The sequence below is a fragment of the Geobacillus stearothermophilus ATCC 12980 genome, from assembly GCF_030369615.1.
Lineage (GTDB): Bacteria > Bacillota > Bacilli > Bacillales > Anoxybacillaceae > Geobacillus > Geobacillus stearothermophilus.
In genome coordinates this window covers 1,520,081-1,545,919 of sequence record NZ_CP128494.1, presented here as the reverse complement: position 1 = coordinate 1,545,919, position 25,839 = coordinate 1,520,081, and the positions used below count along the sequence as shown (strand labels likewise).

Genomic DNA, 25,839 nt, shown 5'->3' with positions numbered 1-25,839 from the left:
GAAATACGCGCATGTACAACGATATTTCGTTTGAAAAGATTCCACGCAATCCAGTGTGTGAGTAACCGCCTTCTTTATAAGAAGCGGTTCTCTTATACAACATATTTGCTCAATATTTCACAAAGCTGACACACACAAACAGGCTTATCCTCGTTATAATGTGAATGTGAAAACAATCATATTTTTATTTTCAATTAACTTGTGAAAAACTTCACAAGGACAATACAGGAGGGGAAGGGTCTTATATGGCTGTTGATGAAAAAGTATTAGACCAAAAGAAAGAAGTTACAAAAATGATCGATACGCTCGTCGCGAATGCGCAAAAAGCGTTAAAAGCGTTTCGTGATTACGATCAAGAAGCGATTGATCATATCGTTAAGCAAATGGCGTTAGCTGGACTTGACAAACATATGTATTTAGCGAAGTTAGCGATTGAAGAAACAAAACGTGGCGTGTATGAAGATAAAATCATTAAAAACATTTTTGCGACAGAATACATTTATCATAACATCAAATATGATAAAACCGTCGGCGTTATTCGCGAAAATGAACAAGAAGGTATTATTGAAATTGCTGAGCCTGTTGGAGTCATCGCTGGGGTTACACCAGTAACAAACCCAACATCAACAACGATGTTTAAAGCGCTTATTTCAATCAAGACGCGCAATCCAATCATTTTTGCGTTCCATCCGTCCGCGCAAAAATGCAGCAGTGAAGCGGCACGCATTTTACGTGATGCAGCGATTGCGGCCGGTGCGCCAGAACATTGTATTCAATGGATCGAAACACCTTCCGTTGAAGCAACGCAACAACTTATGCATCACCCTGGTGTTTCGCTTATTCTTGCGACAGGTGGAGCAGGCATGGTCAAAGCAGCATATAGCTCAGGAAAACCAGCATTAGGGGTTGGACCTGGTAACGTACCTTGTTATATTGAAAAAACAGCAAATATTAAACGCGCGGTGAACGACCTTATTCTTTCAAAAACGTTTGATAACGGAATGATTTGTGCATCTGAACAAGCGGTCATTATTGATAAAGAAATATATGATGCGGTGAAAAACGAAATGATCGCAAACAAATGTTACTTTTTAAATGAAGAAGAAAAGAAAAAAGTCGAAAAGCTTGTCATTAATGAAAATACGTGTGCAGTAAACCCGAATATCGTCGGTAAACCAGCATATGAAATTGCAAAAATGGCCGGTGTGGACGTTCCAGTTGATACGAAAATTCTTGTCGCAGAATTAAAAAGCGTCGGTCCGCAAGAGCCGCTTTCTCGTGAAAAATTAAGTCCTGTATTGGCGTGCTATAAGGTGAATAGCACAGAAGAAGGGTTAAAACGAGCAGAAGAAATGCTTGAATTTGGTGGACTTGGCCACTCCGCTGTCATTCATTCGGAAAATCAAGACGTCATTCTTGAATTCGGTAAGCGAATGAAAGCAGGACGAATCATCTCTAATGCACCATCTTCACAAGGAGCGATCGGGGACATTTACAACGCATACATTCCGTCATTGACGCTCGGTTGCGGTACGTTTGGAGGCAACTCCGTTTCGACAAACGTGGGTGCGACACACTTAATTAATATTAAAAAATTAGCGAGAAGGAATGTAAACATGCAATGGTTTAAAGTTCCACCAAAAATTTATTTTGAAAAACATGCGACACAATATTTAGCGAAAATGCCAAACATCTCACGTGCCTTTATCGTTACAGACCCAGGTATGGTGAAGCTCGGCTATGTCGATAAAGTGTTATACTATTTGCGTAAACGTCCAGATTATGTGCATTGCGAAATTTTCTCAGAAGTTGAACCAGATCCATCAATTGAAACAGTGATGAAAGGTGCCGACATGATGCATGCGTTCCAGCCAGACGTCATCATCGCGCTCGGCGGTGGTTCGGCGATGGACGCGGCGAAAGCGATGTGGCTGTTCTATGAACATCCAAATACCGACTTTAATGGCTTAAAACAAAAGTTTTTAGATATTCGTAAACGCGTATTTAAATATCCAAAACTCGGTCAAAAAGCGCAATTTGTCGCGATTCCAACAACATCTGGTACAGGTTCAGAAGTGACATCGTTTGCGGTCATTACAGATAAGAAAAATAACGTCAAATATCCGCTTGCTGACTACGAGTTAACACCAGATGTCGCCATCGTTGACCCACAATTCGTCATGACGATGCCAAAACATATTACAGCGGATACAGGTATGGACGTATTAACACATGCGATTGAAGCGTACGTATCGAACATGGCAAACGACTACACAGACGGATTAGCACTAAAAGCCATTCAACTCGTCTTTGAATACTTGCCACGCGCATACAAAAACGGCAACGATGAAGTGGCGCGCGAAAAAATGCATAACGCATCAACGATTGCCGGTATGGCATTCGCGAACGCATTTTTAGGCATTAACCATAGTTTAGCGCATAAACTTGGCGCAGAATTCCATATTCCGCACGGACGTGCGAACACGATTTTAATGCCGCACGTCATTCGTTATAACGCGACAAAACCGAAGAAATTTGTAGCGTTCCCTAAATATGAACATTTTATCGCGGATAAACGCTATGCGGAAATCGCACGCATTTTAGGATTGCCAGCACGCACAACGGAAGAAGGAGTCGAAAGCCTCATTCAAGCGATTATCAAGCTTGCAAAAGAGCTTGAAATGCCATTAAGCATCGCGGAAACAGGCGTCAGCAAAGAAGAGTTTGAAAGCAAAGTCGAACAACTTGCTGAACTAGCTTTTGAAGATCAATGTACAACAGCCAACCCAAAATTACCATTAGTCAGCGACCTTGCCGACATTTATCGCCAAGCGTATAAAGGGGTTGAATGAAGAAACAGGGATGTCCCGCGGGGATGTCCCTTTTTATCATGATCAAAGACTTCTTCGCTTCCCTTGGTCCGTAAAAGTTGTTAAGAAAAGCGGTTTAAGGTAAACTAAACATGAAGCTACTTAATAGGTAGGGGAAATGAGATGAAACAAGCAAAAACGAACGCGATGCGTCTATTAGACCGAGAAGGCATCTTATATGATGTGTGGACATATGAAAACAACGATGGAAAAATCGATGGGGTATCCGTAGCGAAAAAAATCGGAAAAGACCCAAAAACCGTCTATAAAACGTTAGTGACAAAAGGAAGCAGCGGAACGATTTACGTATTTGTCATTCCTGTAGAGGCGGAACTTGATTTGAAAAAAGCAGCGAAAGCGGCACAAGAGAAAAAAGTAGAGCTTCTTCCTGTTCATGAGATTGAAAAGCACACAGGCTATGTTCGCGGCGGATGTTCACCGATTGGAATGAAGAAGCAATATGCCACGTTTATTGATGAAACGGCTCTTCAACTTAAAAAAATCATTGTCAGTGCAGGAAAGATTGGCATGCAAATCGAACTGTGCGTCGATGATTTGCAGAAGATGACGGGTGCAAAGCTCGTCGATCTTGTAAAAGAAAAAGAAAAAGACGGACACAACTAGGCGAGTCCGTCTTCAATTTCTACCTCTACTCCGAAATGGTCAGAAATGACATGGCCATTTTGGCCGTTAAAAATGGTTTTAGAGTATTTTACGTGTAAAAGCTTGTTTGATAGAATCAAATCAATGCGTAAGTTTTTTTCGTTTTCATTCCAACCATCAATTTTCCCTTGAACCGTAGTACCGCTATCCTTCTCTTTTGCTAGTACGTATGTGTCATAAAGCCCTCTACTCATCATGTAATCATAGCCCTCTCCACGAATGTGGGCGTCGTTATTAAAATCGCCCATGAGGAAGAAAGCGTCTTCATATTCAATTTTTTTAAGAAGTGTATCAAACTGATCGCCGAAAGGTTCTTCTTCATCATGCCACCAACCAAGATGACAAGAATAAAACGAGAGAGGGCGTCCATGCCAACGAATGGTTGCCCCAACGATTTTACGAGTTTTCCAAAATAAAGGATTCTGATTTTTAGAAACATAGAAAGAATGTTTCTTTATAATAGGATGTTTTGTTAAAATGGCTAATCCTTCTTCATATTTCTCATAGCCGATATGAGCAAAATCCCAAACGAGAGAATAATCACGACAACCGAGTTGCTCAAGATTTTTTAATAAAATGAATGCAAAGTTATCTTCTTTTATGTTTTCATAGATGTATGGAGCTTCAATCGATTGGCTTACTTCTTGCAAAGCGATGACATCGTATTTTTTTTCGTTTATGATTTCAGCTAAATACTTAATTTTTTGTAATTGATTTTCCTCTTGCCATGAGTGGCAATTTAATGTTAGTAATTTCATGGCTTAAACCCCTAAAAGATCTTGAATATTGGATTTTAAAACATCTGCTTTTGGTCCATAAATGGCTTGAACGCCTTTATCTTTTAAAATTAATCCGAGTGCTCCTGCTGTTTTCCACTCTTGTTCAGAAGCCACTTTATGAATATCTTTTACCGTTACACGTAAACGTGTCATGCACGCATCGACATCCTCAATGTTATCTTTGCCGCCGAGTAATTCAATAATATGAGCGGCTAAAGAATCGTCATTGGTTGTATTTTTTGATTGAGATTGAGCTGGCTCTTCTGCTTCTATATAGTTTCCGTTTCGACCCGGTGTTGGCAAGTTCAGTTTTTTAATCAGTGCATTGAATACAACAAAGTTGATGCCGAAAAATGCAAGGCAAGAAATAGCGAAGTTCACCAAATCTTTTACAAGTCCTGCTTTAATGATCATTGGTGTTCTTGTTAAAAATTCAATAAAGCCAAATGCGTGAATACGTAAATGGATTAGATCGGCAAGGGCAAACGCTAAACCAGTTGTAATCGCATACACAATATATAAAACGGGTGCGACAAACATAAACATGAATTCGATCGGTTCTGTCACGCCTGTCAAAAATACGGCTAATGCTGCAGAGAAAAACATGGATTTATATTTTTCGCGCTTGTCTTTATCAACATTGATATACATAGCTAATGCAACACCGATGAGAGAAGCGGTCGATGTAATCACTTGTCCAACTTTAAATCGTGCTGGATGAACGGTTTCAAGCAAATGATGGTATGTTTTTGTGTCTCCAGAAGCTAACAGGTTGTTTAAATCGGTGATCCATGCAAGCCATAAAGGATCTTGACCAGCAACGATTTGTCCTGCTTTTGAACCGGTTAAAATCGTATAGGTTCCACCGAGCTCTGTATAGTTCACTGGCACTGTTAACATATGATGTAAGCCAAATGGCAATAAGAGACGCTCCAACGTACCGAAAATAAAAGGTGCAATGATTGGCGCTGTATCTTTAGACGTAGCGATCCAACGTCCAAATCCGTTTAATAAGCTTTGAACAGACGGCCATACGATCGATAAAATAAGCGCTGTGATAACTGAACCAGCGATCACAACAAATGGAACAAATCTTTTCCCATTAAAGAAATTAAGAGATTTTGGAAGACGATCAAAGTTATAATATTTATTATATAAGGAAGCTCCTAAAAATCCTGAAATGATTCCTACAAAAACCCCCATGTTTAATGCCGGAGCTCCGAGAACAGAGATAAAGTAATCTTTAACAATTAGTTTGCTTCCAGTAATGGTGACGACAGTTGCTTCTGGGTCTTGCAACATGGCATTATTGACGCCAAAAATCGCTCCTGTGATACGGTTAATTAAAATAAATGCAATAAGTGCCGCAAAAGCTCCGCCTGCACGCTCTTTTGCCCAAGAGCCCCCGATTGCGACCGCAAATAAAATATGGAGATTGACAATGATCGCCCAACCGATATCCTCCATAATCCGTGCAATCGATTGCACGAATGAAACATCTCCGCTCATCATGCCAATTAATTTTCCTAATGAAATCATCAAACCGGCTGCAGGCATGACAGCAACAACGACCATCAATGCTTTCCCGAACTTTTGCCAAAAATCGAATGATGTCAATTTCATTTTTTTCATTTTTTCTCTCTCCCTTCTAAATGGTAGGGGGTTAGTTGAAAGTGAATACATTTTCTTGTGTGATTTTCAAACAAATTCATCAACTTCAATGCAACCGGTTGCATTATCTATTTTAGTTGAATGGGTAAAATTATGCAATAGAAAGAGATGATTTGTAAAAAAATTTTAACTGTAGATGAGCATTTTTCATTACAATAATTTCCATGGTTAGAGAGACAAACAGGGTACCCCTTACGCGATACGGAGCGGTTTTTTGATCACATCAATGGGAATATCTTGCTTTGCAGCGTCATAAATGAACTCGACGACGCTGTGGTCTTTCCGCGACCGAAGAAGCTCCAGCCCGGTGGAGAGGTTTTGTCGGGATTCGGCGATGCTGTACAAGCAGGAGAGCAGCACCACCGCCCAATACCGTTTCACCGCCCGAATGTGGCGAACGCGGTATCCATCCAGCTTCAGTTGATCTTTCGCCTGCCGGAAAAAGCACTCGATCGTCCAGCGCTGGGCGTAGTAACGCAAGATGTCTTCGTCTCCGAGTTCCCGGTCGGTGCTCAAGATGCAATGAAGATGTTCCGGCGCCATCGGCTGATCCGCCTTCCAAGCCAGCAGCACCACCGCGTCATCGAGGCCATGGATGGCCCCCTCATAGCGATACACGCGATAACGCTCCTGCCCCACCGTGACGAGGCGGGTGTCTTTGGACTCGATATAGCGGGCAAACTGCTTGGCTTGGATGGCGATGCCTTTCGGGTAGAGAATCCGGTTCGTCTTGAGCATCGCGATGACATGGAATCCCTGTTTCAGACAGGCTTCGATGAGCTTCTTAGACGGATACCACGAATCCATGAGCACATACACCGGCTAAGCCCGCTTCACCTTGAGCGAGGAAAGCATCTCGATCGCCAGGTCGATCTTGCTTTTTCCCGCTTTCTTGTCATACAGGCGGAACGCAAATGGGAACGCCTGCGTGAAGGTGTGCACCATCAGCCAAACGAGCGAATGCCCCCAGACCGATTGATGATCTTTATGCGAGTAGTGCCAGTCGCACCCTTGAATGGCGTGCACAGCCCGTGACGAAGGCTTCGTTTTTTGGCAAATCGTATCATCAATCGAAACAAAAAGGGGTTGATTCTTCCGTTTGGCCAGTCGTTCGACCTGGGAAAGGATCCACTCTTGAAGCTTCCCAAGCAGCCTTTCCTCGTTCCAAGGGCTTTTCGTGAAAAAGTGACGGAGCGTCGTTCGATGATTCGGATGAAAGCTCCAGTAATGAATATCAGTCAATGTTCCCGAGAATCCCTTGGTGGTCAAGGCATCGACAATATGAATGAGATGCTTGATGACCGGTTTGGAAAGCTGCAGCGTCAACCCCAGCGTGAAGTGTGAGTAAAATATTTGTGGGTGACATTCCGGAATGATTCCCCGACGAGGGTTGCGAACTTTTGTTCGCGACGCTCGTCGGGGCCACCAAGCGAAGCGCGGTAGAAAAAAGCAAATGTCATGCAAAAAGGACTCTCTCCCTGCTATGATGGTGATGACCAACATCCATAAAACAGGAGGGAGAGAGTCCATGAAACATCTTACCACAGAATGGCCTTTATTAAAAGAGCTGGAGGAACAATTAGTCAGAACTCTTCAAAAGGTGTTCGCTGTCTTGTTGGCGACCCTTTTGGAGGAGATTGATCAACAACTGGCGGAAGCGCGGGACAAGCGGCGGTATCAGCTGAAAGACAAACGGCCGACCACGATCCAAACGCTGTTTGGAGAAGTGACGTTCCGACGGAACTACTACTATGATCGGCAGGCGGGGGCGTATACCTTCTTGCTGGATGCCGAACTGGGCTTTGATGGAGCGCAGTCGATCAGCCCTTGCCTCGAGGAAACGGCGGTCGAGTTGGCCGTAGAGTGCTCTTCCTACCGCAAAGCGGCCCGTACGTTGGAGTCGATCGTGGGGTATGCGGTCCTAAGCCACGAGGCGATTCGCCAACTGGTGCTGGAGGCCCCTGTCTCGCTGCACCGCCCTGTTTCCCAACGGCACGGCCGGGTGCTGTTTGTGGAGGCGGATGGACTGTTTATTTCCCGCCAGGGGAAAGGGAAACGGGCGAAAGAAGAGAAAATCCTGGCGGTTCACGAGGGATGGAAACGAAACGGTTCGCAGCTCGAGCTCGTGAACCGGCGCCACTACCTCCATGAAGGGGCGGGAGACGTGTGGGAACGGTTTGAAGAGTGGCTGATGAACGAATATGCCTATGATTCGTGCCGGGACCTTTTGATCATCAACGGCGACGCGGCGTCGTGGATCACGGCCTGCCGGGAGTATTTTGGGAAGCGGGCGTGCTTTCAGCTGGATCGATTTCATGTGGCGCGGGAGCTGCGTCAGTGTCTGTCCGGCCATCCGCGTTGGCGGGAGGTGCGGAGGAAGCTGGCGAAACAAGACGAAGAAGGACTTTTGGTCGAGCTGAACAGCGCGGTCGGCACGTTGGGGGACGAAGGCAAAGAACAACAGCTGGCCGCCTTGATTCGCCGGATCGAGTCGATGCCGGGATGCATCCGGGACTATCGGGAGTGGCTGTCGGAGCAAGGGGTGGAGACGACCGGCATGCGTCCGATGGGCCACGCCGAGAGCGTGATGAGCCGGTTTGCGCATCGGGTGAAATCCCGCCGCAGCTGGAAAGACCAAGGGCTTCGGGCGTTTCTGAGGGCGATGGCGGCCCGAATCGACGGGATTTGGCGGAGAAATGGGCAGTTGGTGGAGGAAGAAGAGACCCGAACGGCGGCCTCGGCCTCAACAAAGTCCAAGCGGGTTGAACAGGCCAAACGGAAGGCCGGACGGTTATGGGCAGATGTGGTGCGTCAGAATCTACCGTGTCTGCAGCGGTCATCCGGGACGCCGATCCATCAAGCGTTGTCGGCGCTCCGGGATGGTGGTTGGGTGTAAAAAAAATGGAATACAATATCATCACTTCAAGATGAGGGATGAGAGTCCGAAAGCGCTTACGATATCAATTCCTGAAAATGGTTCGCTAACTAGTGATTGACAACGCCCGTAGTGAACCGAAAAAATGTTCTCCACAAAGTCTTGACTGACTCCCGGTCTTGGGAGAAGGCCGGTGCTTCTTTTTCGATGCGGCGTCATCATCACCTCGTGTCACACCAGTGGTTTGACCAGCAACAACTCATCTCGAATAGGAATGCCGTCAGGACTTGTTTTCGGAATGTTTGGCTTGATTTGTCGCGCCTTGTCGACAGCGTTGGGAAAGACGTTCACAATTTGATAGCCGCGCTTTTGATAGAAACGAAGGGCATGCAAGTTGTCGTTGGTAGTGATCAGTTGAACAGCCGTGCACCTTTGTTGTCTCGCCCATGCCTCTGCCTCATGCAAAAGGGCGCTGCCGATGCCGCGGTTTTCCATTATGCTGTCTAGCGAGATGATCTCGCATTCGCTGCCACGGATGATGAATGTAATCAGTCCGATGATCCGCTGACCGTTCTCAACAGCCGCAAATCCATCCAGCTCGCTGCAGGTATAGATGCCGGTTGAAACAACCATTTGCGGACTTCCCCAATGGTTGGTGAAAAACTGGTTGACGATGGCGCGGTCCAACTGTTTGGTTGGAACGATGTTCAAGGCGCTCCTTCTCCTTTGTGCAGATGATGATGTTTGATCACCCCAATGCATAAGACGTTCACTTCCGTGCGTGATTTTGACACTCCGCACGCCTAAAGGCGTGGGATTCTTGGGTCGTTTGCGTCCTCATCCATTTCTGGTTCGGACAACGCCCAAATTCAGGGGTGTGTCATCACCCCGTCCCATCGGGTTAGGATGTACCCCAATGGGCGGCGCACCTGTGACCAGTGCGCTAGGTTAGACGGGGCTCGCTTTCATCCCACCCCTCAAGGAGTGGGCTTTCTCGCTGATCTGTAACAGGGGATGTCCACATCCGTCCTCCTCTTGTGTCAAAGGGCCGAGTCTTTTTGCATCATCGTTCGTTGAAACGAGTGAAAAACAGCAAAGGAAATGAATGTTAGCACAATCCCTGCCATATATGGCAAACTGGACTTTAAGGTGAACAACCAGCCGGCGATCGCCGGACCGCCGATGCGGCCGAGCGAATCGAACGATGATAAGACGCCTGTTGCGCTTCCTTGGCCATCCGCCGTATATTTCGTCAACAACGCGGAGACGCACGGGCGGATGACGCCGTTTCCAATGCCGAAAATCGTTAAATAGAGCGCGGCTGTCCAAAAGCTGTGAACGAATAAAATGAGAAAAAAGCCAACTGCTGACAAGAACAGCCCGACACGAATGACAGCTCCTTCCCCGAATGAGCGGATCAGTTTTCCAAGCAACCCTCCTTGGACGATGGCCCCTGCAAGCCCCATGATCATAAAGATGTAGCCAAGTTCCGTCGACGAAAGCCCCGCACGTTCAGCGGCAAAATAGGCGAACGTCGCTTCAAGTCCAGCGAGGGAAAACGTTGTGATCAGCTGCAGTAAGTATAGGCGCGCTACAGGCCCTTGGAGGGAGGCCGCAAGCGAGGGCCGCTTTGTTCGTATATTCGTTCGTTTTTCTCTCGGAAGCGACTCATGCAAGAAAACGAAAACGAATAGAGCGGTCAAGAGCGCCAAGCTGCCTGCCATCCAAAACGGAGCGGTTAAGCTCGCTTTCGAGAACACGCCGCCGATCCCCGGTCCGAAAATGAATCCAAGCCCAACGGCCGCTCCGATCATCCCCATTCCTTTGCCCCGGTCTTCTTCCGTTGTCACATCTGCGACGTACGCCATAGCGGCCGGCATCGTGGCCGCCGATAGACATCCGCCGATGATGCGAGCGGCAAACAACATCCAAAGCTTTGTCGCGACGGCGAGCAAGAAAAACGAAAGTGCTAAGCCAGAAATACCGATGAGCAACATCGGTTTTCGTCCATAGCGGTCCGATAAATTCCCCCACATCGGCGCAAATAAAAATTGCATGAGCGAATAAACGGCCATCAACCAGCCGAGCTGCGTTGGTGTCGCGCCGATTTTTTCTGCGTAAAATGGAAGGACAGGGATAATGATGCCAAACCCGGCCATGACCAAAAACATCACGAGAAACAAAAGCGATAAACCACGGCGATTGCCCATGATCATCATCTCCACGATATGGTTTGCCTCTTTCATCATAATGGAAAGACAGGCGTTTTTCAAGCAGATCGCACCTTGCTTGGCCGTTCCGACGAGGCTGGCGATCACTCCTGAATGTCGCCCACAACCCATTTTCCTTCCTCCCCATTGACAATGGAAGCGGTTTTCGCGAGACTGGAGGTAAACGGTTCGACAAACAATGAAGCGGACTTTGGACCGGCATCCGCCAAGGGTGCGAAACGACAAACACGCATGGGAGAGGATGGTGCATGATGACCAAAAACGAAATCCAAAAGTGGGTAAAGGAATTCCCGCTGCTTGAAATGATCATGGCGGCCGAAGAGGTGTTTTGGCGCAATCCAAAATATCACGCGTTTGCGCAAGCCATTCAAACGATTCCTTTACGCGAACGCGATGTCAAGGAGGCGGAAGAACGATTGCGCCGCTTTGCCCCCTACATCGCGAAGGCATTTCCCGAGACGCGGCCGGCCTATGGCATCATCGAATCCCCTTTAGTCCGGATTCCGAACATGAAACAGCGTTTAGAAAAGATGTTTCAGACCAACATTGAGGGGGAGCTGTTGCTGAAATGCGACAGCCATCTTCCCATCTCCGGGTCGATCAAGGCGAGAGGGGGAATCTACGAGGTTCTGAAACATGCCGAAGACCTCGCGCTCGCCAACGGGATGATCACCATAGGAGACGACTATGCGGTCATGGACAGCGAGAAATTCAGGCAATTCTTTTCCCGCTATTCTCTGGTCGTCGGTTCGACAGGGAACTTGGGCTTGAGCATCGGCATCATCGGGGCAAAGCTTGGGTTCCGCGTCACCGTTCATATGTCAGCCGATGCGAAACAATGGAAAAAAGACTTATTGCGAAGCAAAGGGGTCACCGTCATCGAACATCTCACTGATTACAACAACGTGGTGGAAGAGGCGCGAAGACAGTCCGCCGAGGATCCAACGTCGTATTTTATCGATGATGAAAACTCGATCCATCTGTTTTTAGGCTATGCGGTGGCGGCGTTTCGGCTGAAAAAGCAATTAGAGGACATGAACATCACGGTTGATGAAAAACACCCGCTCTTTGTGTATCTTCCTTGCGGCGTCGGCGGCGGTCCGGGCGGGGTGACGTTTGGGCTGAAGCTCGTGTACGGCGATCATGTCCATTGCTTTTTCGCTGAGCCGACGCATTCGCCTTGCATGCTGCTCGGCCTGATGACAGGAGAGCACGACCGCGTGTCGGTGCAAGATTTTGGCCTCGACAATAAGACCGAAGCGGACGGGCTAGCGGTGGGCCGGCCGTCGCGGCTGGTGGGGAACATGCTTGAGAACGTCATCAGCGGCGTCTATACGGTGGACGATTCGACGCTTTACCGCTTGCTCGCGGCGATGGTGGAAACGGAGGAAATCTATTTAGAGCCGTCCGCCTTGGCGGGGGTGGCGGGGCCTGTTCGGCTGTTTCGTGATTTGGCGGGGCAAACGTACGTAGAGGCAAACGGTTTGAAAGAAAAGATGAAAAACGCCGTCCATATTGGCTGGGCGACGGGTGGAAGCATGGTGCCAAAGGATGTGATGGAGGCCTATTATCGGGAAGGCGTGCGCATCGAAACGATGACAGGGAACGGTTTTTCTGAAGGACGATAAGATCATTCCATGGAGTTTTGAAACGAATGCATGAAATGTTGGAGGGGTTCGATGAAAACCGAAAAAGAAAAGATGGTAGCGGGACACTTGTACAATCCCGCTGATCCGGAGCTCGTCAAGGAGCGGCGGCTCGTTCGTTTGTATAACGAAACGTTGGAAACGGAATATGAAAAGCGAACCGCTCTGCTGAAGGAGCTGTTCGGTTCAACGGGAGAACGGCTGTTTATCGAGCCGAACTTCCGCTGCGACTACGGCTACAACATTCACGTCGGTGAAAACTTTTTTATGAACTTTGATGCGTGATTTTGGATGTATGTGAAGTGCGAATCGGCGACCATTGTTTTATTGGTCCTGGTGTGCACATTTATACGGCGACTCACCCGCTCGATCCGCACGAACGAAATTCCGGGTTGGGGTACGGAAAGCCGGTTGTGATCGGCCATAACGTCTGGATCGGCGGGCGGGCCGTCATCAACCCGGGCGTCACGATCGGCGACAACGCTGTCATCGCCTCAGGGGCGGTCGTGACAAAAGATGTCCCCGCCAACGCGGTCGTTGGCGGAAACCCGGCGAAAGTGATCAAATGGCTCAAATAGCCAAGGCCGCGCCCCGCGCAAAGCATGTGCGGGGCGTTTGGTTGCATCATCCTTCTTTGTTACGCCCACTGCACCGCCACCGCCCGAACAGGCGAACCGTCGCAGCCAGGCAAGGAAAGGGGGAGGGCAATAATATACGGGTCATCAAAATCGATTCGCTCGAAGTTCACGAAATTTTCCCCGATCACCCCGTTGGCACCAAGAATAAGTTCGTGGGCGCGGAACGACGAGCTGTCCGGCGGGTCGATGTTGAGCGCGTCGATGAAAAACGTCCGCACGCCCCGCTCCAGCATTGCTTCAATCACATCCGGCGCGACGTACGGATGATGGAAATACCGCTTTGTTCCGGCGTATTGCGACCAGCCGGTATGAAACAACACAATGGTTCCCGGCGACAGCTTCGGGATATACGGAGCGGCATCGGCCATCGTCACCGCTTCGCCTTCCGCTTTTCCGGTGGCATTGATCACGGCGCCGCGGCCAAGAAAATACGTGAGCGGCACGTCATCGAGCCGCCAACCGTGTTCGTAAAAGTGAAACGGCGCATCCACATGCGTGCCGCTATGCGACCCAAGCACAAGGCGGCTGACGTGATAGCCGTCTTGGGCGAACGTCGCCGCCGGTTCGATTTTCGGCTTCGGATCCCCCGGGTACACCGGAGTTTGGGCCGTGATCGGCATGGTGAGGTCGATGAGTGTTTTGATGTTCATTTCCAAATCTCCCTCTACACTATTTTTGGCTGCTTTTATCATACAACAAAAACATAGGAGAAGGAGGAGTTAGAAAGCCATCATCATGCCTTGCGGAGCTGGACGGTTAGCTGGGGAAATGTTGCGCCGATGTTGGGCATCCGGTGACCAAGGGCTATGTTGCTTGTCTTTCCACGAACAGGGGCAAGCAGTTTGGCGGCAAACCGAGCGACGGAGTGTTATCATAGAGAGGGGAACGTCACCCGTAACGAGAGAGGCGAATGATGGCGCTGCATGGCAACGGACGGCTTTCGTAAACAAAGGACAAGTGGAAGAATTTTCATGCGCGATGGCGAATGAAACAAATAAACAGGGCATGCGGGACATATACTGAAGGGGAAATTTTCGGCCGCGTGCTTAAAAGAAGGGAAGGGTGAAAAGATGTCAATCGCGGTGCAGAAACAGAAGCTATACATCAACGGCAAATGGCGGGAAGCCAAGTCGTACACGGAGCTGAAATCGCCATACTCACGCGAGACGATTGCCGAAATCCCTGTGGCCACCGAACAAGAAGTCGACGAAGCGATCGCGGCGGCGTACGCCGCGCGGCAAACGATGGCGGCTATGCCGGCGCATGAACGAGCCGCCATTTTAGAGCGGGTCGGCGAGCAGCTGAAAGCGCGGCAGGAAGAAGCGGCAAGGTTGATCGCACTGGAAGCAGCCAAACCGATCACCACGGCGAAAGGGGAAGTCGCCCGCACGATCCAAACGTACAAATTCGCCGCCGAAGAAGCGAAGCGCATTCACGGGGAAACGCTGCCGCTTGACGCCGCGCCGGGCGGGGAACATCGCATCGCCTTGACGGTCCGCGAGCCGATCGGCGTCATTGGAGCGATTACGCCGTTTAACTTCCCGATGAACTTGGTGGCCCATAAACTTGGCCCGGCCATCGCCTCGGGCAACACCGTTGTGTTGAAGCCAGCCAGCCAAACGCCGCTGTCCGCCTACTTTATTGCCGAACTGTTCGAAAAAGCCGGTTTGCCGAAAGGGGCGCTCAACGTCGTCACCGGAAGCGGCCGCACGGTCGGCGACAAAATCGTCACCGACCCGCGCATCAGCATGATCACCTTCACCGGCAGCCCGGAAGTCGGCATCGCGATCCGCAATAAAGCTGGCTTAAAGCGGGTGACGCTCGAGCTCGGCTCGAACTCGGCCGTGATCGTCGATGAACAGGTCGATCTTGACCGCATCATCCCGCGCTGCGTGTTCGGTGCGTTCACGTTCCAAGGGCAGGTGTGCATTTCACTCCAGCGCATTTACGTGCATGAGAATCGTTATGACGAGTTCGTCGAAAAATTTGTCGCCGCCGCGAAACAGTTGAAAACAGGCGACCCGTTGGATCCAACCACCGATGTATCCGCCTTGATTACGCCAAACGATGTCGACCGGGCGCTCTCTTGGATCGAGGAGGCGAAACAAGGCGGCGCAAACGTCGTCCTCGGCGGCGAGCGCGACGGCAATATCTTGCTTCCGACGGTCATTGTGGACGCCGAACCGACGATGAAAGTGTCTTGCCAAGAAGTGTTCGCCCCGATCGTCTTGATCAACCGCGTCCGTTCGATCGATGAAGCCATTGAACTGGTCAATGACTCGCGCTACGGCTTGCAGGCGGGCATCTACACCGACAACGTCCATACCGCGTGGAAAGCGGCGAAACAACTGCACGTTGGCGGCGTGTTGATTAACGACATCCCGACGTTCCGCGTCGACCATATGCCGTACGGCGGCGTGAAAGAAAGCGGGTTTGGCCGCGAGGGGATCCGCTATGCGATCGAGGAAATGACGGAGTTGAAATTGATTATTTTTAACCAGAATTAAGCGGGATGAGAAGAGATTGGAGTAAAGTTTGTTCCTAAAATTCTAGAAGAATAGTTGCGCAGCCTTGGAGAGAGTGGCACTCCAAGGCTGTATGTTTAAGCATGCTTTTCCAGAATATATCCCCAACGGTTCGAGGCGAGAACAGACAGGTGGTATTGATGCTCGAGCTGTTTGCTGAACCATGCTTTTTTCACGAGAAGCAGGCTTCGGCTTGTATGCAAGAACGTTTTCAGTCCTCCGTGCCGAGGTTTGAGGTCATTCGCAAGCTCTGCTGTCAAGACCGCATTTTGCGGCCAGCGACCTTTCTCGCGCAACGGATGGGGCTTCTCGGGTAATTTGGTTTGGTCATGATGCAGAACAATTTAGCCAATTTCGCAAATCCACAGAAGGATACTACGAATGAAAGAAAGGGGCAGTATTGATGACCGCATCCCGCATCGTCTTTCCGCCGCTCAGCTATGTCGGCTGGGGGGGGCGCTTACGCAGTTGGTTCCAGAAGTAAAAAGGCTTGGGGGTACACACGTGTTGGTGATCACCGATCCAGCGCTTGAAAAACTCGGTCTCGTCGAGCAAGTGGCATCTCCGCTCCGGCAAGCAGGGTGCAGCGTGCATGTGTATACGGATGTTGTGCCGGAGCCGCCGCTTGAAACGGGGGAAAAGGCGGTGGCGTTTGCCCGCGGCGGAGAGTTTGATCTCGTCATCGGGGTCGGCGGCAGCGCGATGGATTTGGCGAAACTGGCCGCTGTTTTGGCCGTGCATAAAGGTTCGGTCGCCGATTATTTAAACTTGACGGGGACGAGAACGCTTGAGAAAAAAGGATTGCCGAAAATATTGATTCCGACGACATCAGGCACCGGGTCGGAGGTGACGAACATCTCCGTCTTGTCGCTAGACACGCCGAAAGATGTCGTGACGCATGACTATTTGTTGGCGGATGTGGCGATCGTCGACCCGCAGCTTACGGTTTCCGTCCCGCCGCGGGTGACGGCGGCGACTGGGATCGATGCGCTCACCCATGCGGTCGAGGCGTACGTGTCGGTCAATGCGAGCCCGACGTCGGACGGCTTGGCGCTTCAGGCGATGCGCCTCATTGCGCAAGGCGGTGGAACATGGAGCGGACCAACAGGCGCGCATCGATATGGCGAACGGCAGCTACCTGGCTGGGTTGGCGTTTTTCAACGCCGGCGTGGCGGGCGTGCATGCGCTTGCGTATCCGCTCGGCGGACAGTTTCATATCGCCCATGGCGAATCAAATGCTGTGCTCTTGCCGTATGTGATGGGCTACATTCGCCAAAGCTGCACGAAACGAATGGCTGATATCTTAAACGCCCTCGGCGGCAACTCGAGCTTTTTATCAGAGGAGGAGGCGTCGCACCGCTGCGTCGAGGAGCTTGAGCGCCTCGTCGCCGATGTCGGCATTCCGAAGACGCTCAGCGGTTTTGGCATTCCGGAAAGCGCATTAGAAAGTCTGACGAAAGACGCCGTCCAGCAAAAACGGCTGCTCGCCCGCAGCCCGATGCCGCTTTCGGAAGCCGACATCCGCGCGATTTATCAAGCAGCGTTTACAGGGACGATCGTCGAACCGGATAAAGGGTGAGGAGAAACAAACAGGGGCTGCTTCAGGCTCCTGTTTTTTCTTTGGCTGTTGGAAATAGGGTCTCACTTCTCAAGTTGGATCCCCCTTCCGCTCAAGGGGCGACGTTTTTCATGTTTTCTTGATGGTGAAGCAGGAATTTCCACGTCGTGAAGCGAACACATATACATCAGCCGCCGAAATTCGACAAAAGACGATTCCAGTTCTTGTGGAGGAGGGGCGTTCGTGTTTACGACTGTCATTACGCCGCGCGTGTCAGAAACGGACGGAGTCGGCCATAAACAATACGACAGTGCCCGTTTGGTTTGAAGCAGGGCGGCATGAAATTTTCAAGCTGTTTACACCTGACTTGTCATTCAAACGTTGGCGGATGGTGATCATCCGCATGGAGGTTGACTACGTCAACCAACTGTATTATGGGCAAGATGTGACTGTGTATACCGGCATTGGGCGCATCGGCAACACAAGCCTCACGATTTATGAAGAAATCCACCAAAACGGGGTGGTGTGCGCGAAAGGGCGGGCGGTGTATGTCAATTTCAATTTTGACACCGGGCGGCCTGAACCGATTCCGGATGACATTCGGGCGAAATTGCGCGAACATGTATGGCAGCCAGGCGAGTAGACGAAAGGAGGTGAGTGTGTGAAGGAGCACCATCTTTGGGAACAAGTGAAAACGAAGCTTGCGCAAAAGCTGCCCGGCCCGTCGTTTGACACGTGGTTTGCCTCGACGTCGGCGACGGTGGATGACGATTGGCTCATCATTGAATGCCTCAACGACATTCAATGTGAATGGCTGCAAACAAGATACGGCGAACTCATCAGTGAAACCGTCCGCGAAGTGTTCGGCCGCGAGATGCGCATCTTCGTCTCTGTCCACGGCGAGCGGCAGAAAATCGAAGAGCGGCTCGAACAGCGATTCGGCGCTCCGATGACCTTCCGTCAATACGTCACCCGCCTTGAGCGGCAGATGGAGGAGCTGGAGCGGCGCATTGACCACTACGCGCGCATTATCGATGAATTGCTGGAATCCCGTCCGATTCACTGATGATCCCCTTAACGAGTAAACCTCCAACAAGAAGCGGCCTCCGCTCCATCAAGCGGAAGGTCGCTTTTTTATGGTTATAAAAAAGTTACATTTTTCGACAAATACGTATATTAATCTGATTTTTTATTTTTATATGATTATTATGTTTCTTGTTAAAATTGTGTTATATAATCTTACAAAAAAATGCATGCTTCATGTTTGACGTGATATGATGGGCACAGCCAAGGCAAAGGGGAAATTGTGAGGGTGATGCGAACAAAAACAGTCGGATTATGGGAGCTGCTGGTGATGACGATCCGACTTTGGCTGCATCGATGACGATAAACAAAGTAACGAAGATGGAGGGATGGCGACGTGAGACGAAAACTCGTGTTAATCGGCAACGGCATGGCGGGGGTTCGCTGCATCGAGGAGATTTTGAAACTTGACCGCGAGGCGTTTGAGATCACGATTTTTGGCAGCGAACCGCATCCGAACTATAACCGCATTTTGTTGTCGGAGGTGCTGCAAGGAGATACGCGTCTTGATGACATTACGTTGAACAGTTGGGAATGGTACGAACGAAACGGCATTCGGCTGTTTGTCGGCGAAACGGTGACGGAAGTCGACATCAAGCGGCGGCTTGTCCGGACCGACCGTGGGAGGGTAGTCGAATACGATGAATTGATTTTCGCGACAGGGTCGAATCCGTTTATCTTGCCGGTGCCGGGGGCGGATTTGCCCGGGGTGACGGCGTTTCGCGATATCCAAGATTGCGAGCGGATGATCGAATATGCGAAGACATACAAAAAAGCGGCGGTCATCGGCGGCGGCCTGCTTGGCTTGGAGGCGGCGCGCGGGTTGCTTCACTTAGGGATGGATGTCGATGTCATCCATATTTTCGACTATTTGATGGAACGCCAGCTTGATCCGACCGCTTCCAAGCTGCTGCAGCGGGAGCTGGAGAAACAAGAGATGAACGTTTTGCTTCGCAAAGAGACGGCTGAATTGTTCGGCAACGGCCGTGTGGAAGGAGTGCGGTTTAAGGACGGTACGTCCATTGCCGCCGACTTGGTGGTGATGGCGGTCGGCATTCGTCCGAATGTTGATTTAGCGCGGAGAAGCGGCATTGAAGTGAATCGAGGGATCGTTGTCAATGACTACTTGGAAACGAGCGTGCCGCACATTTACGCGGTCGGTGAATGCGCGGAACATCGCGGTGTTGTGTATGGGCTCGTCGCTCCGCTTTATGAGCAGGGGAAAGTGCTGGCAGAGGCGATTTGCGGCCGAAAAGGAAAGCCGTATGAAGGATCGGTCGTTGCGACTCAGCTGAAAGTGTCCGGTGTCGATGTGTTCTCGGCTGGTGAATTTATGGATGGCGAAGGGACGGAGTCGATCAAACTGTATGACGAAGCGCGCTCGGTGTACAAGAAAGTCGTCGTTCGCCAAGGGAAAATCGTTGGGGCGGTGCTGTTTGGCGATACGAGCGAAGGTCGAAAGCTGTTCGATATGATCCAGCGCGGCGATTCGGTTGAGGCGCTCTCGCTGTCGCTGTTTGCCCCAGCCGCTTTAGGCGGGAAGGGAAGCCTTGCGGCGGCGATGGCCGACACCGATGTGGTTTGCGGTTGCAACGGGGTGACAAAAGGCGCGATTTGTCAGGCGATTGCCGAACACGGGCTTAAGACGGTCGCCGAGGTGCGCGACTATACGAACGCGTCTCGCTCGTGCGGCAGATGCAAAGGGATTGTCGCCGAGCTGCTTGAGCATATGCTTGGTGAAGAAGCGAACCGGTATGCGGCGAAAGAAACGATCTGCGGCTGCACGGACTTAAGCCGTGAGGAAGTGCTCGAGGCCATCGAACAAAGACGGTTGATGACGGTCAAAGAAGTGATGAGTGTATTGGGATGGAAAAACGAGGAAGGGTGTTTGAAATGCCGTCCGGCGCTCAATTATTACCTGGGCATGTTGTATCCGGGCGAGTACGATGAAGAAGCGGAATCCTTGTTTGTCAATGAGCGGCTGCACACCAACATCCAGGCCGACGGCACGTACTCCGTTGTGCCGCGCATATATGGCGGGGTGACGACAGCCGAACAGCTGCGGAACATCGCTGATGTCGCGGAAAAATACAACGTGCCGATGATTAAGATCACCGGCGGGCAGCGCATTGACTTGCTTGGGGTGAAAAAAGAAGATTTGCCGCGCATTTGGGCCGATCTCGGCATGCCGTCAGGCTACGCCTACGCCAAGGCGCTTCGGACGGTGAAAACGTGCGTCGGCAAGCAGTTTTGCCGCTTTGGGACGCAAGATTCGACCGGGCTTGGCATTCGGATGGAACAAACATTTGAGCGGCTGAAAACGCCGCATAAAGTGAAAATGGCCGTCTCCGCCTGCCCGCGCAACTGTGCGGAATCGGGCATTAAAGATGTCGGCGTCGTCGGCGTCGAGGGCGGATGGGAGATTTATGTCGGCGGCAACGGCGGCACCCATTTGCGTGCAGCTGACTTGCTTTGCACGGTCAAGACGGAAGACGAAGTGATCGAGATGACTGGTGCTTTTTTGCAATATTACCGCGAGTCCGCGCATTATTTGGAACGGACGTCCAAATGGGTCGAGCGCGTCGGGCTTGAGCATATCCGCGAAGTGTTGTTCGATGTGGAAACGCGCCGCGCGCTGCTTGAGCGGCTTCACAAAGCTCTTTCCACGACAACAGATCCGTGGCGGGACATCGTCGAAAACGAGAGAGTGCAGCAACTGTTGTTCCGCGATATCGGCGACAAAGAGCCGGTGCCGGTGGAATGAAGGGGGATGACGGCGGGCGGAAAAAGTTGATGTTCCGCCGCCTGGATTGATCATGGGTTAGGATCAATGCTGGAACGAAGAGAGGGAAATGATGGCCATCGTCCAGCCGGAAACGAGGTTTTCGTTTGCGAAACGACGATTTTACGTTGTTGTTCATGAAAGTTTGTAAAGGAATGGCCAAACAGGATCAGACATCGATGCAGAGGGAGGACGAAGAGAGGATGAAGGTGGAAGTGGGAACATTGGAACAGCTGCCGAAGCGGCTCGGAAAATGCGTGCGGGTCGGGAATCGTGAGCTGGCGTTGTTCCGGACGAGTGACGATCAAGTATTTGCCGTTGAAAACCGCTGTCCGCATCGAGGAGGCGATTTGTCACAAGGTATTGTGAGCGGCGAGTTTGTGTTTTGTCCGCTCCATGATTGGAAAATTTGCCTGAAAGACGGCCGGGTGCAGGCGCCGGATGAAGGGTGTGTCAAAACGTACCGCGCGGCGGTGAAAGACGGCTTGGTATATGTCGAGCTGTAGGAAGCGGGGGAATGGCGATGACGAACGAATTGCTGCGCTACTTTCGCGCCAAGGAAAAAGAACGGGCGTCAGAAACGGCTGCCGCGACGCAATGTCCGTTTTGCAGCGTCCAGTGCACGCTTCAGCTGGTGGAGGAGCGGATTGTAGAGCGGCGCCGCTACAAGGCGGTCCCGACCGACAACCCGACGTCCAACGGCCGCCTTTGTTTAAAGGGGATGAACGCCTACCAGCACGCTTTGCATCCCGAGCGGCTGTTGGTTCCGCTTGCGAAAGTGGGCGGCCGGTTTGTGCGGGTCCGTTGGGAGGAGGCGCTTTCGCTGATCGCGGAACGAATCATCTCCATTCAGAAGGAGATGGAGTCGATGCGTTTGCTGTTTACGGCGGCGGATCCTTGACGAACGAGGAGGCGTATTTGCTCGGGAAATTTGCCCGCGTGGCGCTCAAGACGCGGCACATCGACTACAACGGCCGTTTTTGCATGCCGGCTACCGCGGCCGCGATGAACGACGCGTTTGGTCTTGACCGCGGGTTGACAAATCCGCTCTCCGACATTCCACTCGCCCAGACGATCATTTTAGCTGGAACCAATGTCGCCGAATGCCAGCCGAAGTTGATGCCGTATTTTTATGAAGCGAAGAAGAACGGCGCTTTTATCATCGTGGTGGATCCGCGGGAAACGAAAACGGCGGCGTTGGCGGATCTGCACCTGCCGCTCAAGCCCGGAACGGATGCGGCGCTGGCCGTCGGCATCGGGAAAGTGCTGCTTGACGAAGGATATATCGATGAAGCGTTTGTGCGCGAGCGGACGGTTGGGTTTGTCGAATGGAAACAGCACATAGAAGCAGTGGAGATGGATGAGATCGTCCGGCTGACTGACGTGCCGGAAGAGAAGATTCGCTTAGCGGCGCGAAAGTACGGGGAGGCGGCCGATGCGATCGTGCTCACGGCGCGCGGCTTGGAGCAGCAGACGGACAGCTATGCGGCGGTCAGACAGTGGATCAACGTCGTGCTGGCAACCGGAAACATCGGCCGTCCTGGCTCTGGGTTTGGCTCGATCATCGGACAAGGGAACGGGCAGGGCGGGCGCGAGCATGGACAAAAAGCCGATCAGCTGCCGGGCTACCGAAGCATTGAGCATCCGCAACACCGGCGGTATATCGCAAGCGTATGGGGCGTTGCGCCGGATGAGCTGCCGCGAAAGGGGGGGTCAGCCGTTCTCCGTCGGGAACACAGTCCTTTCTTTAGGTTGACAAAGAGGGGGGTTCGCGGCGTTTCTTAAGTTTTTCCAGCCTTGGCGCTGATTTCGGAAGGATTTCTGTTGAAGAATGAGGGTGAAAAAAGGTGCCCGTGAAGAAATTCAGGGCACTTTCTCATTTGCGATCGTTTTACAATCGATTTTGCAAAAATCGAAGCAGTTCATCTGCTCGGTTGCCGATGAGCGCGATCAGTTGCTCAAACATCGCGTCGCGCTCAAGATCGAGTTCAATGATGCGTTTGGCCAGTTCGAGCGCTTGTTTGTCCATGGCGGCGTCCTCCTTCGATCGTGTGGGCGGGGTGGAATCGTTCGTATTCGCGTCGCAGTTCGGCCATTGTCCATTCTTCAAACCGATCACGGTCAGCGGCTAAGCCGAACCGTACGAGCTGTTCAATATAAAATTGCTTTTTCTTCCGCACGGCGTTTCTCATCCATGTCCCCATTCGATTCCCTCCCTGTTTTTACCTTTACCATACTATCTTTTTCTTCAGTGTACAGCAAATGTGTTAAGTACATTTACAGGAAATTTAAAAAAATATGTTAATTTTATTTACAAAAGTTAGCGGGCTAACATCATTTTTTGTATAATTACGTTAGAAAATACAACGAATTGAGGTGAGGAGTATGACAGATCATCCTCAAGAGGATCATTACAAATACAAAAAAGTCATTTCGATCGGGATTGTCAGCGAGCTGACCGGGCTGTCGCAGCGGCAAATTCGTTATTACGAGGAACGGAAGCTTGTGTTCCCTGACCGTTCGAAAGGCATCCGCAAATATTCGTTCGCCGATGTGGAGCAGTTGATGAAAATTGCCAATCAGCGCGAGGAAGGGGTGTCGACGTGGGAAATCCGTCAGGAAATGACGAAAGAGCTGCGTGAGCGGATGTTGAAAGGGCAAATGAATGCGCATTTTCGGATGCGTTCCTAGGGGCGCGGGCAGATTCGAATTTTGGATGCATCCCCTGCTTGGAAGCAAAGCATGCGGAAAACCGCCTGGCCGTGTGCCAACAGGATGTAAACACAGTGGCGTTTGTCCAATCATAAGAGCATGGTTGTTTGGCGCGCATAGAGATTCGTGCGCGCTTTTTTTGATAAAGCCTCGAGCAGGGGGCGAAATGGAACTGGACCTCAGTACGCACGTCTCCCGACTGGTCATGCAGCCATCTTTTCTCCTTTTTTCTCCATTTATAATGCCGCTCGATCGATTCCATAATGTAAATGGATAGAACGAACAGGGGAAGGATGCCGCCAATGAGAAGCAAAGCGACGCAGTGGCTGTTGTCTGTATGGGGACTGATGGATCCGCTCTATTATGCATGTTCACGCCTCGAATATGTTGGTGGGAAAGAGAACGGCTGTCGTTCCATTTTTCGCGTCCGTTTGCTTCGATACAAGGGTGAAACCATTCGCCTTTCGGACGGAACGACGATTGCGGCCAATGACTGGCTGTTGAAAATTCACCTTCATAATGTTCGTCTGCTTCGCGAACTGATGCAGTATCGAGGTGATATTCAAAAAGGACGTTATATTTTCGAACAGGTGAAGGCCAGTTTGCCGTATGTTGCCCATTATCTTTACCATCACGAACAGTCCGCCTGCATAAAAGGGATTATCGGCGTAACGATGTTAAACAAAGGTTGTGAGAGACTCGGATTTGATGTCATTGACATAGCGGATTCATTTTACCGTTGGTTGAAAATGGCATCCCATTGGCCGATGATGACAGTGGCCCAACACCGTCTCATGCCGCTTGTTCGCCCGCCGAAATATTTGTTGATGTCGAAGGAAAAGTTGTTTTCATTGTATGGTTACCATCTCATCCACTAACTCCCTCTTTCTTCTCTCCTCCGTTTCACTATAATAGTGATGGAGGGAGGAGAGAAGACAATGACGTTCGTTTTCATTATTCTATCAATCTTTTTATTGCTTGTTTTGGCCATTCGCAAAGCCCACCGCAACACGTATGAAGCGGTTTTGCATAAAGTTCAGGTCGGCAGTCTGGATGGTGGGAACCGCGCCATCCGCATTTTGCAGCTGTCTGACCTTCATTTGGAAAAGCTGTCCATTTCCCCGGATGATGTGTATGAAAAGCTGAAAGGGGAGCGCATCGATTTGATCGCCTTAACGGGCGACTTTTTGGACCGTGAGGAAAGCATTGTCAAACTCGGTCCGTATTTGACGGCGTTGAAACAGTTGAATCCGACATATGGCATGTACGCCGTGTTTGGCAACCACGATTACGTGCTGCAAGGCGAGTCGTTCGAGCGCCTGAAAGCGACGCTTGAGGCGCACGGCTGCGTCGTCTTGCAAAACGAGACGAAGACGATTACCGTCAACGGTCACACCGTCAATATCATTGGCATCGATGACTTTTACACGGGGCGCAGCGACATTGAAAAGGCGTATGCGGGCGTCAAAGACGGCCTTAACCTCGTGTTGACGCACGATCCAGACATCGTGCCGCATATGAAAGACTATCATTTTGACTACTTGTTGTCCGGCCACTTCCACGGCGGACAAATTCATTGGCCAAAGCCGTACCATTTGGCGAAAATGAGCAAAACGCTCACCGAACGGGATATGATCAAAGGCTATCACGAATGGGACGGGAAACCGTTTTACATTAACGAAGGGCTCGGGCAAACCGGGGTAAACATCCGAGTCGGCTCGAAGCCGGAGATGACGCTCCATTTGTTGGCGCTCTCGTCCCAAAAAGAAGCAGTGAAAGCTGTCTAATAGGCAGCTTTTTTATTTT

The 25,839-nt window shown here is 50.6% G+C and carries 19 protein-coding genes and 5 pseudogenes; 15 read left to right on the top strand and 9 right to left on the bottom strand.

Translation table 11 applies throughout. From position 1 onward, the window contains the following. Nucleotides 1-245 precede the first annotated feature (245 nt). Together adhE and ybaK are read left to right on the top strand one after the other, a co-directional pair. A complete protein-coding gene (gene adhE / locus QSJ10_RS08275) occupies nucleotides 246-2,852 on the top strand; it encodes a bifunctional acetaldehyde-CoA/alcohol dehydrogenase (RefSeq protein ID WP_033017072.1) in 2,607 nt (868 codons plus the stop codon). Between the two features lie 141 nt (nucleotides 2,853-2,993). Then, on the top strand, nucleotides 2,994-3,494 hold the full coding sequence (gene ybaK / locus QSJ10_RS08270; RefSeq protein WP_033017071.1) for a Cys-tRNA(Pro) deacylase: 501 nt from the start codon (nucleotides 2,994-2,996) through the stop codon (nucleotides 3,492-3,494). Here the strand turns inward: ybaK and QSJ10_RS08265 are convergent. From QSJ10_RS08265 to QSJ10_RS08255, 3 genes and pseudogenes are all read right to left on the bottom strand, one after another. Next, nucleotides 3,491-4,291 (bottom strand): endonuclease/exonuclease/phosphatase family protein, encoded by an 801-nt coding sequence (locus QSJ10_RS08265; protein WP_033017069.1) that lies wholly within the window; start codon nucleotides 4,289-4,291, stop codon nucleotides 3,491-3,493. The two genes, ybaK and QSJ10_RS08265, sit on opposite strands and share 4 nt — an antisense overlap. 3 nt (nucleotides 4,292-4,294) lie before the next feature. After that, nucleotides 4,295-5,935 carry a PTS transporter subunit IIBC gene (locus QSJ10_RS08260; protein WP_033017073.1) on the bottom strand — a complete coding sequence of 547 codons (1,641 nt, stop codon included), beginning with the start codon at nucleotides 5,933-5,935 and terminating at the stop codon, nucleotides 4,295-4,297. A 240-nt stretch (nucleotides 5,936-6,175) separates the two neighbouring features. Continuing rightward, a pseudogene (locus QSJ10_RS08255) lies at nucleotides 6,176-7,360 on the bottom strand (IS701 family transposase). A 151-nt stretch (nucleotides 7,361-7,511) separates the two neighbouring features. Here QSJ10_RS08255 and QSJ10_RS08250 point away from each other — a divergent pair. After that, on the top strand, nucleotides 7,512-8,879 hold the full coding sequence (locus QSJ10_RS08250; protein ID WP_289492946.1) for an ISLre2 family transposase: 1,368 nt from the start codon (nucleotides 7,512-7,514) through the stop codon (nucleotides 8,877-8,879). 210 nt (nucleotides 8,880-9,089) lie between these two features. Here the strand turns inward: QSJ10_RS08250 and QSJ10_RS08245 are convergent, their stop codons facing one another. After that, complete coding sequence (locus tag QSJ10_RS08245; protein ID WP_033017062.1) at nucleotides 9,090-9,569, bottom strand: GNAT family N-acetyltransferase; 480 nt, start codon at nucleotides 9,567-9,569, stop codon at nucleotides 9,090-9,092. A 329-nt stretch (nucleotides 9,570-9,898) separates the two neighbouring features. Then, complete coding sequence (locus QSJ10_RS08240; protein ID WP_053532763.1) at nucleotides 9,899-11,068, bottom strand: MFS transporter; 1,170 nt, start codon at nucleotides 11,066-11,068, stop codon at nucleotides 9,899-9,901. 269 nt (nucleotides 11,069-11,337) lie between these two features. On the opposite strand from QSJ10_RS08240, the gene dsdA reads away from it, so the two are divergent. Together dsdA and QSJ10_RS08230 are read left to right on the top strand one after the other, a co-directional pair. Next, nucleotides 11,338-12,717, top strand: coding sequence for a D-serine ammonia-lyase (gene dsdA / locus QSJ10_RS08235; RefSeq protein ID WP_033017061.1), 1,380 nt, complete (start codon nucleotides 11,338-11,340; stop codon nucleotides 12,715-12,717). 51 nt (nucleotides 12,718-12,768) lie between these two features. Then, a pseudogene (locus QSJ10_RS08230) lies at nucleotides 12,769-13,313 on the top strand (sugar O-acetyltransferase). A gap of 59 nt (nucleotides 13,314-13,372) precedes the next feature. Here the strand turns inward: QSJ10_RS08230 and QSJ10_RS08225 are convergent. Then, nucleotides 13,373-14,023, bottom strand: a complete 651-nt coding sequence (locus QSJ10_RS08225; RefSeq protein WP_033017055.1) for a cyclase family protein — start codon at nucleotides 14,021-14,023, stop codon at nucleotides 13,373-13,375. A gap of 420 nt (nucleotides 14,024-14,443) precedes the next feature. On the opposite strand from QSJ10_RS08225, the gene QSJ10_RS08220 reads away from it, so the two are divergent. Then, complete coding sequence (locus QSJ10_RS08220) at nucleotides 14,444-15,880, top strand: aldehyde dehydrogenase family protein (protein ID WP_033017052.1); 1,437 nt, start codon at nucleotides 14,444-14,446, stop codon at nucleotides 15,878-15,880. 95 nt (nucleotides 15,881-15,975) lie between these two features. On the opposite strand, the gene QSJ10_RS08215 is transcribed toward QSJ10_RS08220, so the two are convergent. Continuing rightward, nucleotides 15,976-16,194, bottom strand: coding sequence for a hypothetical protein (locus tag QSJ10_RS08215; protein ID WP_033017050.1), 219 nt, complete (start codon nucleotides 16,192-16,194; stop codon nucleotides 15,976-15,978). 107 nt (nucleotides 16,195-16,301) lie between these two features. Here QSJ10_RS08215 and QSJ10_RS08210 point away from each other — a divergent pair. The 6 genes and pseudogenes from QSJ10_RS08210 to QSJ10_RS08185 all read left to right on the top strand — a co-directional run bounded on the left by QSJ10_RS08210 (nucleotide 16,302) and on the right by QSJ10_RS08185 (nucleotide 23,106). After that, a pseudogene (locus tag QSJ10_RS08210) lies at nucleotides 16,302-17,477 on the top strand (iron-containing alcohol dehydrogenase). Between the two features lie 222 nt (nucleotides 17,478-17,699). Next, nucleotides 17,700-18,099, top strand: a pseudogene (locus tag QSJ10_RS08205) (acyl-CoA thioesterase). A gap of 18 nt (nucleotides 18,100-18,117) precedes the next feature. After that, complete coding sequence (locus tag QSJ10_RS08200) at nucleotides 18,118-18,522, top strand: DnaA N-terminal domain-containing protein (protein ID WP_014195972.1); 405 nt, start codon at nucleotides 18,118-18,120, stop codon at nucleotides 18,520-18,522. A gap of 354 nt (nucleotides 18,523-18,876) precedes the next feature. Beyond that, nucleotides 18,877-21,303: a nitrite reductase large subunit NirB gene (nirB, locus tag QSJ10_RS08195; protein WP_053532762.1), complete on the top strand. Its 2,427-nt coding sequence runs from the start codon at nucleotides 18,877-18,879 to the stop codon at nucleotides 21,301-21,303. Between the two features lie 221 nt (nucleotides 21,304-21,524). Further along, entirely contained in the window at nucleotides 21,525-21,827 is a 303-nt protein-coding gene (gene nirD / locus QSJ10_RS08190) for a nitrite reductase small subunit NirD (RefSeq protein WP_049626735.1), read from the top strand. 11 nt (nucleotides 21,828-21,838) lie between these two features. After that, nucleotides 21,839-23,106 (top strand): annotated as a pseudogene (locus QSJ10_RS08185) (molybdopterin-dependent oxidoreductase). 106 nt (nucleotides 23,107-23,212) lie between these two features. Here QSJ10_RS08185 and QSJ10_RS08180 read toward each other — a convergent pair. Together QSJ10_RS08180 and QSJ10_RS08175 are read right to left on the bottom strand one after the other, a co-directional pair. Beyond that, entirely contained in the window at nucleotides 23,213-23,350 is a 138-nt protein-coding gene (locus QSJ10_RS08180) for a hypothetical protein (RefSeq protein ID WP_011231352.1), read from the bottom strand. Next, the gene (locus QSJ10_RS08175; RefSeq protein ID WP_080706572.1) at nucleotides 23,310-23,525 is read right to left on the bottom strand and encodes a Fur-regulated basic protein FbpA; all 216 of its coding nucleotides are present in this window, start codon (nucleotides 23,523-23,525) and stop codon (nucleotides 23,310-23,312) included. The genes QSJ10_RS08180 and QSJ10_RS08175 overlap by 41 nt, the downstream gene beginning before the upstream one ends. Nucleotides 23,526-23,706: 181 nt before the next feature. Here QSJ10_RS08175 and QSJ10_RS08170 point away from each other — a divergent pair, with 181 nt between their 5' ends. The 3 genes from QSJ10_RS08170 (at nucleotide 23,707) to QSJ10_RS08160 (ending at nucleotide 25,820) form a co-directional block, all read left to right on the top strand. Beyond that, on the top strand, nucleotides 23,707-24,012 hold the full coding sequence (locus QSJ10_RS08170) for a MerR family transcriptional regulator (protein ID WP_033017045.1): 306 nt from the start codon (nucleotides 23,707-23,709) through the stop codon (nucleotides 24,010-24,012). A 323-nt stretch (nucleotides 24,013-24,335) separates the two neighbouring features. Further along, a complete protein-coding gene (locus QSJ10_RS08165; protein ID WP_033017043.1) occupies nucleotides 24,336-24,911 on the top strand; it encodes a YkoP family protein in 576 nt (191 codons plus the stop codon). Nucleotides 24,912-24,971: 60 nt separating this feature from the next. Then, entirely contained in the window at nucleotides 24,972-25,820 is an 849-nt protein-coding gene (locus QSJ10_RS08160) for a metallophosphoesterase (RefSeq protein WP_033017042.1), read from the top strand. Nucleotides 25,821-25,839: the final 19 nt, after the last annotated feature.

What these genes read in the sequence shown, in the direction of transcription:
- adhE (WP_033017072.1), top strand. Translation starts at nt 246, where the DNA reads ATGGCTGTTGATGAAAAAGTATTAGACCAAAAGAAAGAAGTTACAAAA.
- ybaK (WP_033017071.1), top strand. Translation starts at nt 2,994, where the DNA reads ATGAAACAAGCAAAAACGAACGCGATGCGTCTATTAGACCGAGAAGGC.
- QSJ10_RS08265 (WP_033017069.1), bottom strand. Translation starts at nt 4,291, where the DNA reads ATGAAATTACTAACATTAAATTGCCACTCATGGCAAGAGGAAAATCAA.
- QSJ10_RS08260 (WP_033017073.1), bottom strand. Translation starts at nt 5,935, where the DNA reads ATGAAATTGACATCATTCGATTTTTGGCAAAAGTTCGGGAAAGCATTG.
- QSJ10_RS08250 (WP_289492946.1), top strand. Translation starts at nt 7,512, where the DNA reads ATGAAACATCTTACCACAGAATGGCCTTTATTAAAAGAGCTGGAGGAA.
- QSJ10_RS08240 (WP_053532763.1), bottom strand. Translation starts at nt 11,068, where the DNA reads ATGGGCAATCGCCGTGGTTTATCGCTTTTGTTTCTCGTGATGTTTTTG.
- dsdA (WP_033017061.1), top strand. Translation starts at nt 11,338, where the DNA reads ATGATGACCAAAAACGAAATCCAAAAGTGGGTAAAGGAATTCCCGCTG.
- QSJ10_RS08225 (WP_033017055.1), bottom strand. Translation starts at nt 14,023, where the DNA reads ATGAACATCAAAACACTCATCGACCTCACCATGCCGATCACGGCCCAA.
- QSJ10_RS08220 (WP_033017052.1), top strand. Translation starts at nt 14,444, where the DNA reads ATGTCAATCGCGGTGCAGAAACAGAAGCTATACATCAACGGCAAATGG.
- nirD (WP_049626735.1), top strand. Translation starts at nt 21,525, where the DNA reads ATGAAGGTGGAAGTGGGAACATTGGAACAGCTGCCGAAGCGGCTCGGA.
- QSJ10_RS08180 (WP_011231352.1), bottom strand. Translation starts at nt 23,350, where the DNA reads ATGGACAAACAAGCGCTCGAACTGGCCAAACGCATCATTGAACTCGAT.
- QSJ10_RS08175 (WP_080706572.1), bottom strand. Translation starts at nt 23,525, where the DNA reads ATGGGGACATGGATGAGAAACGCCGTGCGGAAGAAAAAGCAATTTTAT.
- QSJ10_RS08170 (WP_033017045.1), top strand. Translation starts at nt 23,707, where the DNA reads ATGACAGATCATCCTCAAGAGGATCATTACAAATACAAAAAAGTCATT.
- QSJ10_RS08165 (WP_033017043.1), top strand. Translation starts at nt 24,336, where the DNA reads ATGAGAAGCAAAGCGACGCAGTGGCTGTTGTCTGTATGGGGACTGATG.
- QSJ10_RS08160 (WP_033017042.1), top strand. Translation starts at nt 24,972, where the DNA reads ATGACGTTCGTTTTCATTATTCTATCAATCTTTTTATTGCTTGTTTTG.